Genomic DNA, 17,711 nt, shown 5'->3' with positions numbered 1-17,711 from the left:
TATGCCAAATAAAGGGTAAAATTATGATTATGCATCATTAAATTTATCAAACAATAAAGCGGTCATCACTTTTATGTCTGGCTGGGGATAATCAGGGGTTTTCATCATTACGTTGTACCATATAATATAATTATTATAACTTGCGAACTAAGTATGCTTTGCTTAGTGTATCAATCCATCCTCCCCGGAACGCAACGGAGACCGGCTGTTATGACCTCTACCCCGCTATTGATCCGACAGGCCGCGGAGCGCGATCGTTCCGCGCTGTCTGAAATCTGCCTGAAAACCGCCAATGCCGGCACGGATGCCAGCGCGCTTTACAGCGATCCGGCTTATCCCGGGCTGCGTTTCGTGATGCCGTACGCTGTTTTTGAACCGGAACTGGCGTTTGTCCTGGAGGAAAACGGCCGCGCCGTCGGCTATGTGGTCGCCGCGCGCGATACCGAGGCGTTCGAGCGGCGGCTTTTGCGCGATTGGTGGCCCGGACTCAGGGAAAAACTGGCCGATCGCCGGCCGCTGTTGCCGCTCGATGAGGGCGTGCTGGATTTTATACGCCGGCCGCAGCCCAAGGACGCAGGGCTGGTGGAGCGGTATCCGGCGCACCTGCATATCAATATCCTGCCGCAGTCCCAGGGCAACGGCCAGGGAAGGCGGATGATTGAAACGGAGCTGGACGCGCTGCGGCGCGCCGGCGTTTCAGGCGTGCATCTCGGCGTGAGCCTGAAGAATGAACAAGTCTGCGCGTTTTATCAACGGCTGGGGTTTAGGCTGTTACACCGCAGCCAGGCCATTTATATGGGACAAACACTGTAAACGGGGACGGAGATGGCCAACGTAGAGCTTCGGGCTATAAAAAAATCCTATGACAAAATCAACGTCATTCACGGCATCGATCTGCAGATCAACAGCGGCGAGTTTATCGTATTCGTCGGGCCGTCCGGCTGTGGTAAATCGACCCTGCTGCGGATGATTGCCGGTCTGGAGGATATAACCGGCGGAACGCTGAGCGTCGACGGTAAGGATATTACCCATAGCGCGCCCACCGATCGCGGCATCGCCATGGTATTCCAGTCTTATGCGCTGTATCCCAACATGACGGTGCGGGGTAACCTGCGTTATCCGCTGGAGGTGGCCAAATACAGTAAACAGGATATTGAGCAACAGGTAAACAGTACCGCCGCGGTGCTGCATCTCACCGAGTTCCTGGATCGTTTACCACGCGCCCTGTCCGGCGGCCAGCGTCAGCGGGTGGCCATTGGCCGCGCGATTATCCGCAAGCCGCGCATCTTCCTGTTCGACGAGCCGTTATCCAACCTGGACGCCGAGCTGCGCCTGAAAATGCGCATCGAAATTGCCCGTCTGCATGAAACGCTTGGAAACACAATGATTTATGTTACCCACGATCAGCTGGAAGCGATGACGCTGGCCGATCGCATCGTGGTGCTGCGCCAGGGCCGTATCGAACAGGTGGGCGCGCCCCTGGAGCTGTATCATGATCCGGATAATATCTTTGTCGCCGGATTTATCGGCTCGCCTAAAATCAATTTTATGCCGGCTACCGTGGTGCGCAGTGAACCGGGCTGGGCGCGGCTGTCGGTTCCCGAGCTGGCGTTGGACAACCTGGTGGTCCAGGTGGCCGGCGCGCTGGAGCGGGATCGTCCGGTCACGCTCGGGATCAGGCCGGAGCATTTCCTGGCGGCCGAGGGGGCGGAGGTGCGGTTTAGCGGCGTGCTGGCCTTTGCCGAGCGGCTGGGCCATACCAATTACCTGTATTTGAATACCGGGCGGGAGGAAGCGCTGGTGATTGAACAACGGGCGCCGACCACCATCAGCAACGGCGAAACGCTGGCGCTGGGCATCGATCCGGCAAAATGCCTGCTGTTCAGCGCATCCGGCGAGCGGATCCGCTAAAGAGATTATGCGTCATCGTCCGCCCGCGAGGCTATCGCGTCAATCAGTCCGTTGACCGCGAAGCCCGCCGCCCCCAGCGCCCACATGCGGCTTGAATCGGTCAGGTAGCGCAGCGGGATCACCTGCGGCGTCAGCTTGAGCCGGTATTGCTGGAAATGCGTCATGATCTGATCCAGCAGGATGCGCGAGGCCATCTGCGGCTCCATCGCCAGGTACACCACGTCCGGATCGAACGCGATCGACAAATTGGCCAGCGAAATGCCGATGTGCCGTCCGGCGGTGGTCAGGATATCCACCACCTGGTGCGACGGCCATCCGTCCACTTCCTGCAGGCTGCGCGGCGGTCCGTTTTCCGGCAGCGTGGCGGCGATACTGCTGAGTATCGCTCTTGAGGAGGCCACTTCCTCCAGGATCGCCGCCGAACCGTCGCCGACCAGCGCGTTGCCTATTTCACCGGCGTTGCCGTGTCGGCCGCGGTAAAGCTGGCGGTCGAGGATAATGCCGGCGCCGATCCCTTTGCCATACGTGGCGATGATAGCCGACCGGGCGTCGCCCAGCTGACCAAACACCATGGAAGCCAGCGCCATGGCGTTGGCGTCATTTTCGATATAAACCGGTATGGCGAAACGCTCGCAGAGCAGGCCGGCTATCGGGACGTGGTGCCAGTCCAGTACCTTGGAACGAATACAAACCCCGCTAAGCGGATCCACGATGCCGGAGATGGCCAGGCCGATCGCGCCGACCTTACTGGCTTCCACCGATTTAAGGAATTTCGCCAGCGCGTCGCTCAGCTGTTTCGGCGTCAGCGCGCCGGTCGGCATCTGCTGTTCGCCAATCAGTTTGCCGACCAAATCGGTCATGACGATCAAATTACGCTCGGCGTTGAGCTGTACCCCCACCACCGAGGCATAGGCGGGATCGATACCCAGCAATATCTTGGGCCGCCCCATGGATTCCCGGCGCAGGCCCAGCTCATGGATAATCCCTTTCGATAATAACCGGTTGGTCGCCTGCGAAACCGTGGACATGCTCAGGCCGCTGCGGACCTTCAGGTCGGATTGGCTGATGGGCGAGTGTTCGGCTATCAGGCGTAGGATGCGTGGGGATACGGTCGGCGCGCTCATGGCTGGGCTGTTTTATCCTTGTGACGACGATAACGGGTGAACCGGCTGGGCCTGGGGGAAAAGCCCGCCGCCGGCCAGTCGCAGCGCGCCGTCCAGGGCGTCCGCGCAGGGTGCGACGATATGTTTGCGCCAGCGGGGATCCAGCCAGGGCAATACCGGCTGTGAAAGACCCCCCATCAGCGCAATCCGCGGCGAGCCGGCCTTCGCCAGACAGGCTAGCATCAGATCGATCTCCAGCGCCAGCTGGCGCACCAAATGCACGCCGTTAGGGTCGTCGCACCGGGCGAATTCAAATATTCGCGGGGCAAATGCCGCCCAGTCGCGGGGGCCGGCGGACCGCGACCAGTGCAGCATGGTCTCGGGCGAATGGTCGAAATCCGCCATCAGGGCCCGCGTTAACGCGGACGCCGGCAGTATGCCTTCATGGGCCTGCAATGCGCGGCGCAGCGCGTGACGCCCCAGAATGGCGCCCGATCCCTGGTCTCCCAGGCTAAAGCCCCAGCCGCCGAAGGAATGGAACCGGTCGCCGTCATACGCCGTGGCCTGGCTGCCGGTGCCGGTAATCAGCACCGCGCCGGGGCGGCCTTGATGCGCGCCAAGACAGGCGATTTCCACATCGGAGGCGATGTGCCGGGCCGCGAACGGCATCGGCCAGGTTTCCGCCAGTTGCCTGACGCGCTGCACGTTGGCGCCGGCAAAACCGAACCCCGCGCGCGCGCGCGCCTGTTCCGCCAAAGGCAGGCCGGCGAGACGAAAGGCTTGGGCCACCAGCTCAAGCGAAGTGTTCAGGGCATCCGCCGTGGCGCTGAAAATATTGGCCGCTCCGCCCCGGCACTCCGCCAGCAGGCGGCCCTGGCTATCAACCAGGCGCACGCGGCATTCCGTGCCGCCGCCATCCACGCCCACATAAAAATTTGGTTGCAACGTTCCCCCTTCTTTTGGCTGTAGATGACATGAGTTGCCGCCAGGGACGCTGTGGAACTGACGTGTCGAGCGGAAAAGATAGGGTAAAAAAACATAAATCGCAATAATGAAAAAAACATAGCATTATTATATTTTAAAAAATCATTGTATTTCAACAAAATAGATAGTGTCATCATTTTTACATATTGGTGGATAATTGACATTACTTTTGTAATCGTAATAAGTTCAATGGCAAGAAACGGTGATTCATCATGGGCGGCAGGGGCAACCAACATGAAAGCAGGTATTGTCGGACTGGGTTTTCGCATGGCGAATGTGGCTAAGGAATTCAAACAAGCCGATGCGGATTTTACCATAACAGGATTTGCCGACCCGGCGCCGGCCGGGCTGGAGACGTTAACGCAATTCGGTATTGATGCCGGGCGGGGCTTCAGCACGCTTGGCGAACTGCTGGCGGCGGGTGGTTTCGACATGCTGATGGTGGGCTCGCCCAATTACCTGCATTTGGAACACATCCGCGCCGGGCTGGAAGCCGGGCTTATCGTCTTTACCGAAAAACCGGTGGTGATAAACGAAGAGCAGACCCTGGCGCTGGCGGAGCTGGTGCGACAGTACGGCAGCGATCGCATCATCGTGGGCCTGGTGCTGCGGTATTCGCCGCTGTATGTGGATTTACTCCGCGCCCAGGCGCAAAACCAATTGGGGGAAATCACGTCCATCGAGGCTTGTGAGCATATCCCGCCCTGGCATGGCGCTTTTTTCATGCGCGACTGGCGACGTTTCGAACGCTTCGCCGGGGCGTATATGCTGGAAAAATGCTGCCACGATCTGGACCTGTACCAGGGGCTGGTTGGCGCGCGCGCCATGAGCGTGGCAAGTTTTGGCGGGCGCAAGTCCTTTACCGCCGCGCATGAACCGCACGGGCCGGTGATTACCGCCGCGTCTGACGTGTATCACCGTAAGCCCAGCGGCTGGCACAGTACGGATAACGTGTTTACCAGCGATGCGGATATTATCGATTATCAGACCGCAATCGTTGAATATGCCACCGGGGCTACGCTCTCGTTCCATGCCAATCTTAACGTGCCGGATTATTTTCGCCGGTTTTGCGTGATCGGCAGCGACGGCATGGCGGAAGGGGATTTTGTGCGCAACTATTTCCGCGTCCATGATGCCCGCAGCGGCGACAGGCTGGAGGATAAAACCTATGAAGGGCACGGTGACGGCGGCCATTATGGCGCGGATACGCAAATGGCGCGGGGCGTGGTTGACCATCTGCTGCGCGGCGTGCCCCTGAAAGTCTCTATTATCGATGCCATGGAGGCCGGGCTTACCGCGATTAAAATCGACGAAGCGCGTAAACAGAAATGCCTTATCGACCTGACGGAATGCTGGCAGCGTTTCGATCGCGCGCTTGGCCGCACGGCCTGACCCGAGGCGATATCCCGGGCGCCTGACGTTATCCCCGTCGCGGGATAACGGCAATGCGCCTTTGTCTGCCGGTGGTTTTTGTCATCTGCCTCCCAGCCTTTCATTCATCCCTTCCTGATACCGTGCGAAACCGCCGACGGACTGATAGACTTGATACATTATCCCGCGGCGAATAACCCTTATCATTATGGCGGCCCAATGAAATTAGTCACTCAAGTTGCAGAACAGCGTAAATTATTGGAAAACGCGGTAGCCCAGGCGTTGGAACTGGCGGGCGCCGGCTCCGACGCGGCCGAGGTCGCGGTGACCAAAACCACCGGTATCGGCGTCAGCACCCGTTATGGCGAAGTGGAGAACGTTGAGTTCAACAGCGACGGCGCGCTGGGCATCACCGTGTTCTACCAGCAGCGTAAAGGCAGCGCCTCGTCAACCGACCTCAGCCCGGACGCGATTGCCCGCACCGTTGGCGCCGCGCTGGATATCGCCCGTTATACCTCGCCCGATCCGTTCGCCGGTCTGGCCGATAAAGATCTGTTGGCCTTTGAGGCGCCGGAACTGGACCTGTTCCACCCGGCCGAGCTGGACGCCGAGCGCGGTGCCGATCTGGCCGCCCGGGCCGAGCAGGCGGCGCTGAATGCCGATAAACGCATTACCAATACCGAAGGCGGCAGTTTCAACAGTCATTACAGCACCAAGGTCTACGGCAACAGCCACGGCATGCTGGCAAGCTACAACAGCAGCCGTCATTCCCTTTCCAGCAGCGTTATCGCGGAAAGCGGCGGCAATATGGAACGTAACTACGCCTATACCATCGGCAGGGCGTTCGACGATCTGCGCTCGCCGGAATGGGTGGGCGAAGAGTGCGCAAGGCGTACCCTGGCGCACCTGAATCCGCGTAAAATCGCCACCCAGCAGGCACCGGTGCTGTTCGCCGCCGAAGCGGCAACCGGTTTGTTCGGCCACCTGGTCGGCGCCATCAGCGGCGGCAGCGTGTACCGCAAATCCACTTTTCTGCTTGATTATCTGGGCAAGGCGATTCTGCCGGACTGGCTGTCCATCGAAGAGCATCCCCATTTGCTGAAGGGATTGGCATCGTCGCCTTTTGACGGCGAAGGGGTGCGTACCCGGGATCGGTCCATCGTCAAGGACGGCGTATTGCAGACCTGGCTGCTAAGCAGCTACTCGGCGCGCAAGCTGGGTCTGAAAAGCACCGGCCATTCGGGCGGCATTCATAACTGGCGCATAGCGGGCCAGGGCCTTGATTTTGTGGCATTGATCAAAAAAATGGATCGTGGGCTGGTGGTTACCGAACTGATGGGGCAAGGTGTAAGCGCCATTACCGGGGATTATTCACGCGGAGCCGCCGGTTTCTGGGTGGAGAACGGTGAAATCCAATATCCGGTCAGTGAGATTACCATTGCCGGCAACCTCAAGGATATGTGGCGTAATATTGTTTCCGTCGGCGACGATATCGAAACCCGCAGCAATATCCAATGCGGATCGGTGTTGTTGCCGGAGATGAAAATCGCAGGTATTTAACGAGAATTCATAATAATGAGATATAGAGCAATAGCAATGTTGTCGGCGGCCCTGTTTATCGCCGCCCCCCTGGCGTCGCAGGCGCGGGATCTGGGCGAGGATATGGATGTCCTTAACGCCAACTATAGCAAGGTGATGAAAAGCGATAACCTTGATGCGCTGAAAAAGGGCCTGGCCGCCATGCATGAAGCGGCGCTGGATGCGCGCAACGCCACGCCGCCCAAGCTGAAAGGCCAGCCGGCGGACAGCCCGCAGATGAAGGATTTTCGCCAGGGTATCGACACCCTGACCAGTCAAATCGAACGGGCCCAGGCGCTGGCGGCCAAGGGGGATTTGAAACAGGCCCAGGCGGTGGCGAAGGAGTTTCAGCAAACCCGCAACGAAAACCACGCAAAATTCCGCTAGGCTGACGTGCGCGCAAGGCAGCAAACCGGCCCCGGCCGGTTTTTTTATTACCGCGCCGGTGCGGGTGCCGAGGGTCCGGTCGCATAAAATGCCGTGGCGAAAAGCACGGACATCAGCCAGGGATCCTGATGATGGCGAATCGGCGGATGACCGGTGTTCATGCGCCGATGCAGATGCGCCAGCAGCTCGCAGAAGACGTCGGGATTGTTGATAATCATGGCCATCCTGGCCGTGGCCTTCTTGTGAAACAGCGCCAGGGCAAGCTCCTTATCGGTCATTAGCGCATAATTACTGATCCGGCTGGTCTGCGGCAGGCTTATCAGGCATTTGATTTCGTCAACCGTCATCTCGCCCGCCCACAAGCGTCTGATAATTGACGGAAAGTTCTCATGCTGATACTGGGCCGCATAATCCCCTGCGGCAAAGGTGCCGTTATCAAGGTTTGCCTGCTTGAGGATGGCGATATTCTCGGCCGGCGGCAGCTCATGGCAGCCGTAACGACAAAAAAGGGCGTGGTGACGTTGCGGGGGATTTGCGCTCTCATGATATCCCGCGTTGACCCATAATCGCTTAAGCGGGTCGGCATGGACCGCCATGACAATGGTCTCGGTTTGATTAAACTGCGCGACCCACACCCGGCTGAATTTATCATCTATATGCTGCTGAATAATAGCGAGCATTTTTTCAAGTAATTCCAGTACCCGCTTGGTATTTTTTTTGCGGAAATGATCCTGGTCGGGATTTTTGGCTCTTATCAGAGTGAAAATAGTATCATAGAAGAATGTCTGCTGTTCGCGCTCCGAGGCATTCAAAAGATCCATGAGGATATGGCGGCAAGAGTTCATGGCCCCTTTTAAACGGGTAGTCAATGACGTGGATTCAGGGTGGGTAAATACTTCATGGGGCAACAGACCATAACATATTATCTCCTTGACGCCGGCGTCGACAATAATTTTGTCGGCCACCATGGCGCCAAAGTACTGTTGTTCATTGCTGCCCCGGTAGCCGTCCCGGTAACTTAGCGACATATTGGCGCTTTTTAACCGATCATTGTCATCAACGGCCAGCTGATTGTATAGCGCCGATAATGTCAGCTCCGCGTTTAAGGAAAGTATGAATTTTCTTTGCGAGTCATCATAGATAACCAAAAGATGGAAGGCGTCGCGATAGCCTAAATAGAAATGATTATTTATGACGTTTCTTTGAATTTTTATATAATGTATGCCCACCTTTAAATAACTGTTGCCCAGCGCGTCCAGCGCCACACCGCGGCTATTAACGGGTGTCAGTGACTTCACCTTTGCGCATAGATTATCGATATTTTCCATAATAACGTCAAAAAGACGCACCGAGACAAAAGCGTAATCGGCCATGGAAACTTCGCTTTCCGCCAGGGTCTTTAAATGGGAATCCGTAACACGGCCAAATTGCCAATGCGCTATATTGTTGATAAGGGACATATAGACCGGATAACCTGCTGTTTTGATATGGTCAATATCATAGACTTCAAAGACTTTAAGAATATTATTGAAGCGGATTGGTAATACCGCCTTATACATACGGATGGCGGTAATGTCGTCCCTGCGTTGGCCGTCCTTCGTGGTCAGGCTTAGGGTGAAATGGTTATCGGTGGTGCCCTGCTGTTGGGTTTGCAATATCCGCCGGTATCCTTGCGGGTAAACGCTCAGGTTCGACACCAGGCGTTGCTCGCCGGGAGTGGCCTCCGGCATGGTATTCCACAGGGCGATATCCGTGTGGACGATATGAAAGTATTCCTCCAGCGTAAAGTTTAAGCTTAACGACGGCTGGAAGGCGCCTTTATCATCGTAGGGAATTATTTCGCTCAAGACCGACGCGAGTATGGCTGATGCCCGATTCACCTTACCGCCCCGGCCGCCGGCATAGGGGGCCATGCTCAGCAGGTTATTTGCGCCGCTGCCGGTTTTATTGGCATCCGCTGCCTGCGGTGCGAAGGGTATCAGGGGCATGGCGAACAGATTATCGCTAATGTTGAGCGCCGTTGCGGCCAACGTCCACAAGTCCTGGTGGCTGGCCTGGCCGAGTTTTGCGGCATCGCTTAAGGAACGCGCCTGTTGCCTGTTGCCCAGCGCCTCATGAAAAGGGACGCTCAGCGATTCATTTAGCGTCATGATACGCTCGGGGTATTCGCCGGCGTGGGCCAGCCAACGTTCGACGCCCCAGGCGCCAAAGCCGAATAGCGACACGCCGTCCACTCTATCCCGCAAAGCAAAATGGCCGGCGATGTCCTTTCGCCGCGTCTCATTCCGGCATTGCGTTACCACCCAGTCTCTTAAATCGCTGATGCCGTTGAATACCCTGAAATGCCTGACGCCGCGCGGTTGGTAAAGGATCAGCATATTCTGGCCGGCCACGCTGAGCACCACCATATCCGTGGCCGGATAACCGTTTATATCAAACAGCCTTGCCATTACCCGCAGCCGGTCGTTGTTCTCCAAGCCAAGAGCGTGCAGGATGATGGCGATAACGTTGTCAGTTAAAAACGTCTGTTCGATACGAAGATGGGTTAATATATTCATGATATTGGCGATGACATGGTAGGATTTATTCTCACGCCAATAATTCTCCAGTGCCGCGAAGTAGGGGGAAACAATATCCATATTGTTCACCAGCTGGATAATTTGTGATGGTTTGACCGCCACCTGTGAATGATGGCGAAGCAGCGGTTCCGGCCGTTCTGTACAATATATTCCCTCATAATTATCGACTGAATTAAAGTCTTTGTACTCATTGTTGAATAAATTGTTTATAACATATTCGGTCAACGGCATCGATTGTGTTATTACCGCGATTTGGCTTATCCCGACCGTCGGCCCCCGATCGGGATAAGCACGATCAAAATTCAGGACCCGGCAGTCTTCCGTAGTGATATCAAGATCAAATCCCGCCTTGATCTCCCGATTTAACAAGGTCATCACCATACGTTTGATGGAGGGAAAAGCCTGCTGCAGATGGCGATTAACCAGGATATCGCTGCTGTGCGCCGGGGTATCGCGTTGCGGCGCCACAGCGGTAACAATCCGCCTTAAGGGCGTCGCGCCCGGTATGATGGCGGCGGCCGCCACGGGCAGCAGGGAGAATCGCGGCAGTGAAAATCCGGTCAGCGCGCGCCCAATCGACCGCACTATCGAATGCGGATGAGGCGCGCGCGTCTTGGGCAAAAAAAACCTTGACCCGCCGCCGGCGCCCGGCGCTTCGTTCAAGCAGGGACGCCGAATGGGGGAAATGTGCGGTATCGCCTGCCTGCCGGCCTTGATTCGTGTCCGCGAGGTTGCGCTAACGGTCACCGCGCTGATGCCATAAAAATGTTCGGCAGCCCGCTCCGCAAGCAGTTGGCTGCCATTGGTTTGCCGGGCCCATTGCCGGGCCAGGTTGCGCTCCGCCGCCTGTTGCGTTTTTTCCGTCAGGCTTAATAACATCCTGCCGGTATCATCAGCCGGTGGCCGTTTATTATCACCGGACGCCGCGCATAACCCCTGCCAGCACTGGCACGCCTTGTTGAACAGGCGTGCGAGGGCTATCGGCAGGGTCAAGTAGCGCCGCTGCGGCTGTTGTTCATTCCACCCGTCGCAATAGTACTTACCGGCCAGCGCCAGGGCGCCAAAAAAAAGATAGCCGTTATCAGTGAGGATATTATCCGTACCGATATCCAACGCGCCGGTCAGGGATGGCCCAAACTGTTCTTCAATATAATCCTTTAAATAAACGGATACCGAAACCAAAAAATGTGAATGGGATAAAATAGCGTTAATGCACCATGGCAGCCCGGCTTCCAAGACTGTGCTGATACTCTGTCTGTTTGTTATGCTATTATAGATACACCAGGCGGTATTGAATACCGCCTGCGGAATATCTAATCCTATTTTCATACTGAAGCGGCCGGCCTCATGAGAAACGGCTATTTTAACCAGGCTCGTCAATGCTATTTTTAAATCCTCCGCCAAGGCTGTTTTCGGTTGATAAATTATATCATCAAGGGCGGCATGTTCGTTATCATTATGGTCAGGCCAATGGATGCAAGGTTCGCAATCAAAAAAAATATCTTCCGAATTATTTATTTCAATATGGTCATGTTTAATAACTTCATAGTTAATGTACATTAATTTCTCTCTATATAGGGTGTGTTTCTCAGCGTTAAACAATCTCTTTAAGCAGGGCCATATGGATGATGAAAGATGACCTTGGGGGGATGCCGCCATGATAAACATGTCGGCGGCCACTATCTCCACAATGGCTGGTTAATTAGTCTTTGTGGTGGATAAGGTTTAACCGTGTCAGGGCATCTCATCCCGGCCGGTACACGGCCTGGGCTGCGGACGGCGGCGCATCACCCCGCGGGTCGCGGCATGGCTCGCCGTCATTGTTTATACTTATCCATGCGGCCTTCGGGTCAGCGTTTTTTCCAGCGTGAAAAGGGTCACCGCGACTGCCGGCCAATGCCGGGCGCGGCCTGGTGGCCCGTGGCGTTTTCGCCAGGGCCGGATTCACGATAGGTAATTCTTATAAGTATATAACGGTGCAATATCCGTCATTTCATCCCCGGCGCTGGGCAATTGAACTCCGATACCCCGTAGGCCCAGTGAATTGTTGCGGTTTTTAGTCATTATGCGAATGAGATCGCTTGGCCGTGGTTTATTTCCGCTTCAAAGTGGAAATATAACGGCTACAAACCTTTCGCCGCACCGGCTAGGGTAAATCATCATCAAAGCCGGCAGGCGCAGCATTGCTTATCCGCGCTGAAAATTTTTTATTATGGATGTCGTAGGAGTAAAGAGTGGTCGATAAAGCCGTATCAGCGAGCGGAGAAGATCGTGACGCATTATCCGCCGCATTGACCGAAATGGTTCTGGCGGAAATCAAGAAAATGCTGATGGAGCGCCATATTCAAACTAACCGGGTGCAAGAGCAAATGCTGCACTCCCATGTGCGCGCCATGGTAATGCGTTCTTTAACCGGCGAGCCGTTACCGGAAGTGGATAAGGATTTGTTTGATGAGATTTCCGCTGACTCGATGGTGATGGCTGAGGCGGTGGTGAATTTGCTGGATAATTTACCGATTGAAGAAGCGTATTTATTATCGGTTCATTTTGAAGTGGCGAAAGATAATAACGCTCAATAATGTATGGGGGAATCAAATGGCACAGGTAACGGTAGTGATAGGCGATCGGCTGGGCAAGGGTCAGAAAGTGGCGCAGGGCATCGAAGCCGCGGGCGGCAAAGCGATAGTCGTTCCCGGCATGGCGGCGGATATGAAGCTGGGTGATGTGATGAACAGCGAGCAGGCCGACTTCGGCATTTCTTTTTGCGGCAGCGGCGGCGCCGGCGCCATCACCGCGCAGAATAAATACGGCTACAAAGCCAAATATGGCATGCGCTCGATTGAAGAGGGCGTCACGGCCATCCAGGAAGGCAACAAAGTGCTGGGTTTCGGTTTTATGGATAAAGAAGATCTTGGACGGAAATTAGTGGAAACCTGGCTTAAAAAATATGGCAATGCCTGATGAAAGAGCAGTCTGTTTTAACCGTACAGGTGGCGGGAAAAGGCGAAACCAAGGCCGCCGCTTTTGCCGCCGCGTTAAGTCAGGTACAGCCGGCGGTAATGAAATCCACCGGCTGTGTTTTGCTGCGCATTGAACCGCAGGAAGTCAACGTTATCCAGGCGGAAGAGAAGCGCATCACAGAGAAATTCCTTTTTTTCTTTTTACCGCGTGAAAAGAAAAGCTACAGCGTCGTATTGGATATTACGGTCGGCATCATCATGATCGATACCGAAAAAGTCCCTTTTACCCGCAGTTAATTATGCGGATAAATCATTAAAGGATAATCCGATGTTTCTTATCATATTAATCAAGTCACTTATTATCGGCGGGTTGGTCGGCGTCGGGGTAGGGGCCGGGGCGGCGCGGATGTTCCACGCGCCCACGGTTCAGGGGATGGGGGCTTTCCGCACCTTGGGTGAACTGAATTCCTGCGAAGGGGATCCGGCGTCTCACTTTTCCTTCGGTCTGGGCTTTTTCTTTAACGCCTGGGCGTCGTCGGTGGCCGCCGGTTCGTTTACCCAGGATGTCGACCATCGCATCATTCCCCACTGGGGCGCGGCGGTGCTGATGATTAAAAACCGCCAGCTTGGTGAAACCATGCACGATCCGAAACGCATGGCGTTTGCCTGCGGCATCATCGGCATGCTGGTGGTGGCGTTTCTTAACTCTACCGCATCCGCCGTGCCCGCCGCGCTGCAGGTGACCGCCGTGAAGGTGCTGGTGCCGGCCGCCAATCTTCTGGTCAATACCGTCATGCCGGTTATTTTCTGGCTGGCGGCGATTGACGCGGGCAAACGTTCCGGTTTCTGGGCCACTATTTTCGGCGGTCTGGCGCAGCTTATCATGGGCAACGCCGTCCCTGGCCTGGTGTTGGGCATCCTGATTGGCAAGGGCGTGGAGGAAGGGGGCTGGAATAAAATCACCGGCATCATGATGGCGGCGATTATCGCCCTGTTTGTCCTCAGCGGTTTCTTCCGCGGCTTCGATATGAAAATGCTGCAGTCATTTAGCCTGGGCGTGCCCGGCTGGCTGAACGGCATCCATAACGTCCTTAGCGGTAAATAATTTTTCAGGAGATAAGGAAATGGAAGAAACAAAACGTGGCTTTTGGTATGCCGACTGGTCATTCCCGATTTTTGTCGGCCTGCTTTCCGCCGGTATTTTTGCCGGGACGCATATGTATTATCTGTACGGTATCGGCGCTTTTAACGAAGTGGCGTTTGTCGCCATGCTGCGCACCGGTATCGATACCGGCGTGTACGGCGCGGTGGCCGCTTTTGGCGCCAGCTTCCTGTTTGCGCGCATCATCGAAGGATCGCTGGTGGGTATCCTGGATATCGGCGGCGCGCTACAGACCGGGGTTGGCCTTGGCGTTCCGGCGCTGCTGCTCGGCGCGGGCATTAAATTTCCCCTGGAGAATTTTCTCGCCTCGCTGGCGACCGGTATGGTGCTGGGTCTGGCGATCGGCGGCCTGATTATCCTGGCGCGCAGGTTCACCATCAATCAAAGCAATTCCACCTACGGGGCGGATGTCATGATGGGCGCGGGCAATGCCTCGGGCCGCTTTCTCGGACCGTTGATTATCCTGTCGGCCATTACCGCGTCGATCCCCATCGGCCTGGGGTCCCTGGTTGGGGCGCTGCTGTTTTATCTGTGGAATAAACCCATTACCGGCGGCGCCATCCTCGGCGCGATGCTGTTGGGCGCGTTCTTCCCGGTGGCTATTGCCTAACGTCCCGCCGCCCGGACGCCGTTGCTGTGTTGATTATCCGGCCGGCGCCTTCGGGCGATAGCGGGATAACATAAGGAGGACCCATGGCACCCTTATACGATCTGATTATCCGGCAGGCCAAGCTGCCGGACGGCACCCTTGCCGATATCGCCGTACAAAACGGCCGTATCGCCGTCGTGGGCGACGTGCCGGCCACCGCCCGGCGCGAGATCAATCTGGCCGGGCGCTATTATGCCAGCGCCGGCTGGATTGATTCCCATGTCCATTGCTATCCCTCCTCGCCGATTTACCATGACGAGCCGGATAAGGTGGGCATCGCCTGCGGCGTGACCACGGTGGTTGACGCCGGCAGCACCGGCGCCGACGCGGTGGATGATTTTTATCAATTCGCCAGTAGGGCCAAAACCCGGGTATATGCGCTGCTGAATATCGCGCGCACCGGCATTGTCACCCAGGATGAGCTGGCGGATATGGCGCGTATCGACAAGGATCTGGCCGGCGCGGCGATTGCCCGCCACCGTGGTTTTGTCATCGGCATCAAGGCCAGGATCAGCAGCAGCGTGGTGGGCGCCAACGGCGTTGCGCCCCTGCAGCGCGCCAAGGAAATCCAGCGCGAAAACGGCAACCTGCCGTTAATGGTGCATATCGGCAATAATCCGCCGGATTTGGGGCGCATTGTCGATCTGCTTGGCGCCGGGGATATCGTGACCCATTGTTTTAACGGTAAACCCAACCGCATTCTGACGCCGGCGGGGGAACTGCGCGCGTCGGTACGCAAGGCGCTGCGGCGCGGCGTGCGTCTGGATGTCGGCCATGGCACCGCCAGCTTCAGCTTCGAGGTGGCCCGCCTGGCGATAGCCCAGGGTATCTACCCCTATACCATCAGCTCCGATATCTACTGCCGCAACCGTATTGACGGACCCGTACATAGCCTGGCGGCGGTGATGGCCAAATTTTTCACCCTCGGCATGACGCTCGCCCAGGTGATTGACTGTGTAACCCTGCACGCGGCCGACGCGCTGCGTCTGTCGCAAAAAGGACGGCTTATACCCGGTTGCGACGCGGATATAACCCTGTTTGACGTTCGCACCGCTCCCTGCGTGTTTATCGATGCCGAGGGAAACTCCGTGCGCGGGGAGCAGCAGCTGATCCCGCTGGCGGCGGTGGTGGCGGGCGTTTGTTTGTTAACGGACGAAGGAAAAACCTCCCATGTCTTCGATTTATGAAAAATATCAACTGAAAGAAGTGATCAACGCCTCGGGCCGCATGACCGTCCTGGGGGTTTCCACCCCGCGCCGGGATGTGGTCGACGCGGTCAATCTGGGCCTGAATCATTATTTTGAAATGAAGGATCTGGTGGATAAGACCGGCGCCTATCTGGCCGGTTTGCTGGGCGTTGAGAGCGCGGTTATCGTTTCCTGCGCTTCCGCGGGCATTGCCCAGTCGGTGGCGGCGTTTATCGTTAAGGACGATCTTAACCTGCTGGTGAATCTGCATGCCGCGCCACTGGCCGTGCCGCATGAAATCGTGCTGCCCAAGGGCCATAACGTGAATTTTGGCGCGCCGGTGGGCACCATGGTGGCGTTGGGCGGCGGCAAGGTGGTGGAAGCCGGTTATGCCAACGAGTGTTCGCCGGAGCAGCTGGAGGCGGCCATCGGTCCACACACGGCGGCGGTGTTGTATATTAAATCGCACCACTGCGTGCAAAAGAGCATATTGTCGGTGGCGCAGGCGGCGCAGATTGCCCATGGCCGCCATCTGCCGCTGATTGTCGACGCCGCGGCCGAAGAGGATTTGGCGGTGTATTACCGCCAGGGCGCCGATCTGGTTATCTACAGCGGCGCCAAGGCGCTTGAGGGGCCGACCAGCGGGCTGGTTATCGGTAAAACGCAGGCGGTGGAGTGGGTCAAGATGCAGGGCGGCGGCATCGGCCGGGCAATGAAGGTCGGCAAGGAAGGCATACTGGGCCTGACCCAGGCCATCGAAAGCTATCTGGTGCGTGAAAAAGAGTCGGGCGACGAGATGGTGGCCAAAATGACGCCGTTTATCGACCGGCTGAATACCCTGGCGGGCATCGGCGCGCGGGTGGTCTGGGACGGCGCGGGACGCGACATCGCCCGGACCGAGATCCATTTTGACGAGCAGGTGGTGGGCGTCGCCACGGCGGATATCGTCTCGGCGCTAAAAAAGGGCGACCCGGCGATTTATTTTCGCGGCTATAAGGCGAACGCGGGCATTATCGAGGTGGATGTGCGCAGCGTGACCCCGGCCCAGCTTGATATTATTTGTTCACGCATCAGTGAAATAGGAAAAGGATCCCGTTGATGAATTTAACCCCCAATTATTACCGCGACCGGGTTTGCCTGAACGTTCTGGCCGGTTCCAAAGAGAACGCCCGCGCTATATACCAAGCGGCCGAAGGTCATGTGCTGGTCGGCGTATTGTCGAAAAACTATCCCGACGTGCCGACGGCCATCGAGGATATGCGCGCCTACGCCGCGCTGATTGATAACGCGCTGTCGGTCGGCCTGGGCGCGGGCGATCCAAACCAGTCGGCGATGGTCAGCGCCCTTGCCGGCGTTCTGCAACCACAGCACGTCAACCAGGTGTTTACCGGCGTCGGCGCGAGCCGCGCGCTGCTCGGCCAGGCCGATACCCTGGTCAACGGCCTGGTATCGCCCAGCGGGCGGCCGGGGCTGGTGAAAATATCCACCGGCCCGCTCAGCGCCAAGGCGCCCGACGGTATCGTCCCTATCGAAACGGCCATTGCCCTGCTAAAGGATATGGGCGGCAGCTCGATTAAGTTTTTCCCCATGGGCGGGCTGGATCACCTGGATGAATACCGGGCGGTGGCGGCGGCCTGCGCGCGTTATGATTTTTATCTTGAGCCGACCGGCGGCATCGATCTGGACAATTTCGCCCAGATCCTGCAGATAGCGCTGGATGCCGGGGTTAAACGCATCATCCCGCATATCTACAGCTCGATCATTGATAAAACCACCGGCAATACCCGCCCGCAGGACGTGGCGACGCTGCTGGCGCTGGTAAAAAAGCAGGTTGTATAGG

General features: G+C 56.8%; 16 protein-coding genes. 13 read left to right on the top strand and 3 right to left on the bottom strand.

Annotated elements, in window-relative coordinates:
- Positions 1–210 precede the first annotated feature (210 nt).
- Positions 211–813: a GNAT family N-acetyltransferase gene (locus tag VGC33_RS21900; protein ID WP_331122881.1), complete on the top strand. Its 603-nt coding sequence runs from the start codon at positions 211–213 to the stop codon at positions 811–813.
- A 12-nt stretch (positions 814–825) separates the two neighbouring features.
- Positions 826–1,911 (top strand): ABC transporter ATP-binding protein, encoded by a 1,086-nt coding sequence (locus VGC33_RS21895; protein WP_331122880.1) that lies wholly within the window; start codon positions 826–828, stop codon positions 1,909–1,911.
- Positions 1,912–1,916: 5 nt separating this feature from the next.
- Here VGC33_RS21895 and VGC33_RS21890 read toward each other — a convergent pair whose 3' ends face one another.
- Positions 1,917–3,035: an ROK family protein gene (locus VGC33_RS21890; RefSeq protein WP_331122879.1), complete on the bottom strand. Its 1,119-nt coding sequence runs from the start codon at positions 3,033–3,035 to the stop codon at positions 1,917–1,919.
- Between the two features lie 12 nt (positions 3,036–3,047).
- Positions 3,048–3,959 carry a glucosamine kinase nucleotide-binding domain-containing protein gene (locus VGC33_RS21885; RefSeq protein WP_331122878.1) on the bottom strand — a complete coding sequence of 304 codons (912 nt, stop codon included), beginning with the start codon at positions 3,957–3,959 and terminating at the stop codon, positions 3,048–3,050.
- Positions 3,960–4,232: 273 nt separating this feature from the next.
- Here VGC33_RS21885 and VGC33_RS21880 point away from each other — a divergent pair, with 273 nt between their 5' ends.
- From VGC33_RS21880 to cybC, 3 genes are all read left to right on the top strand, one after another.
- The gene (locus VGC33_RS21880; protein WP_331122877.1) at positions 4,233–5,390 is read left to right on the top strand and encodes a Gfo/Idh/MocA family protein; all 1,158 of its coding nucleotides are present in this window, start codon (positions 4,233–4,235) and stop codon (positions 5,388–5,390) included.
- 198 nt (positions 5,391–5,588) lie between these two features.
- Positions 5,589–6,929 (top strand): metalloprotease PmbA, encoded by a 1,341-nt coding sequence (pmbA, locus tag VGC33_RS21875; RefSeq protein ID WP_331122876.1) that lies wholly within the window; start codon positions 5,589–5,591, stop codon positions 6,927–6,929.
- Positions 6,930–6,965: 36 nt separating this feature from the next.
- Complete coding sequence (gene cybC, locus VGC33_RS21870) at positions 6,966–7,334, top strand: cytochrome b562 (RefSeq protein ID WP_331122875.1); 369 nt, start codon at positions 6,966–6,968, stop codon at positions 7,332–7,334.
- Between the two features lie 47 nt (positions 7,335–7,381).
- Here cybC and VGC33_RS21865 read toward each other — a convergent pair whose 3' ends face one another.
- On the bottom strand, positions 7,382–11,242 hold the full coding sequence (locus VGC33_RS21865) for a dermonecrotic toxin domain-containing protein (protein WP_331122874.1): 3,861 nt from the start codon (positions 11,240–11,242) through the stop codon (positions 7,382–7,384).
- 905 nt (positions 11,243–12,147) lie between these two features.
- On the opposite strand from VGC33_RS21865, the gene VGC33_RS21860 reads away from it, so the two are divergent.
- The 8 genes from VGC33_RS21860 to dagF all read left to right on the top strand — a co-directional run bounded on the left by VGC33_RS21860 (position 12,148) and on the right by dagF (position 17,710).
- Positions 12,148–12,492: a glycine dehydrogenase gene (locus VGC33_RS21860; RefSeq protein WP_331122873.1), complete on the top strand. Its 345-nt coding sequence runs from the start codon at positions 12,148–12,150 to the stop codon at positions 12,490–12,492.
- A gap of 16 nt (positions 12,493–12,508) precedes the next feature.
- A complete protein-coding gene (locus VGC33_RS21855) occupies positions 12,509–12,874 on the top strand; it encodes a glycine-rich SFCGS family protein (protein ID WP_331122872.1) in 366 nt (121 codons plus the stop codon).
- Complete coding sequence (locus VGC33_RS21850) at positions 12,874–13,170, top strand: DUF4312 family protein (RefSeq protein ID WP_331122871.1); 297 nt, start codon at positions 12,874–12,876, stop codon at positions 13,168–13,170. The genes VGC33_RS21855 and VGC33_RS21850 overlap by 1 nt, the downstream gene beginning before the upstream one ends.
- Before the next feature lie 31 nt (positions 13,171–13,201).
- Complete coding sequence (locus tag VGC33_RS21845; RefSeq protein ID WP_331122870.1) at positions 13,202–13,978, top strand: DUF4311 domain-containing protein; 777 nt, start codon at positions 13,202–13,204, stop codon at positions 13,976–13,978.
- Positions 13,979–13,997: 19 nt separating this feature from the next.
- Positions 13,998–14,645 carry an EF_0833/AHA_3914 family membrane protein gene (locus VGC33_RS21840; RefSeq protein ID WP_331122869.1) on the top strand — a complete coding sequence of 216 codons (648 nt, stop codon included), beginning with the start codon at positions 13,998–14,000 and terminating at the stop codon, positions 14,643–14,645.
- Between the two features lie 83 nt (positions 14,646–14,728).
- Positions 14,729–15,871: an EF_0837/AHA_3915 family putative deacetylase gene (locus VGC33_RS21835; protein ID WP_331122868.1), complete on the top strand. Its 1,143-nt coding sequence runs from the start codon at positions 14,729–14,731 to the stop codon at positions 15,869–15,871.
- Positions 15,855–16,970: a DgaE family pyridoxal phosphate-dependent ammonia lyase gene (locus VGC33_RS21830; protein ID WP_331122867.1), complete on the top strand. Its 1,116-nt coding sequence runs from the start codon at positions 15,855–15,857 to the stop codon at positions 16,968–16,970. Before VGC33_RS21835 ends, VGC33_RS21830 begins: the two co-directional genes overlap by 17 nt.
- Positions 16,970–17,710 carry a 2-dehydro-3-deoxy-phosphogluconate aldolase gene (dagF, locus tag VGC33_RS21825; RefSeq protein WP_331122866.1) on the top strand — a complete coding sequence of 247 codons (741 nt, stop codon included), beginning with the start codon at positions 16,970–16,972 and terminating at the stop codon, positions 17,708–17,710. Before VGC33_RS21830 ends, dagF begins: the two co-directional genes overlap by 1 nt.
- The last annotated feature ends 1 nt before the right edge of the window (position 17,711 follow it).

The organism is Acerihabitans sp. (assembly GCF_036398755.1).
Lineage (GTDB): Bacteria > Pseudomonadota > Gammaproteobacteria > Enterobacterales > Enterobacteriaceae > Acerihabitans.
This window is presented reverse-complemented; position numbering and strand designations above follow the sequence as displayed.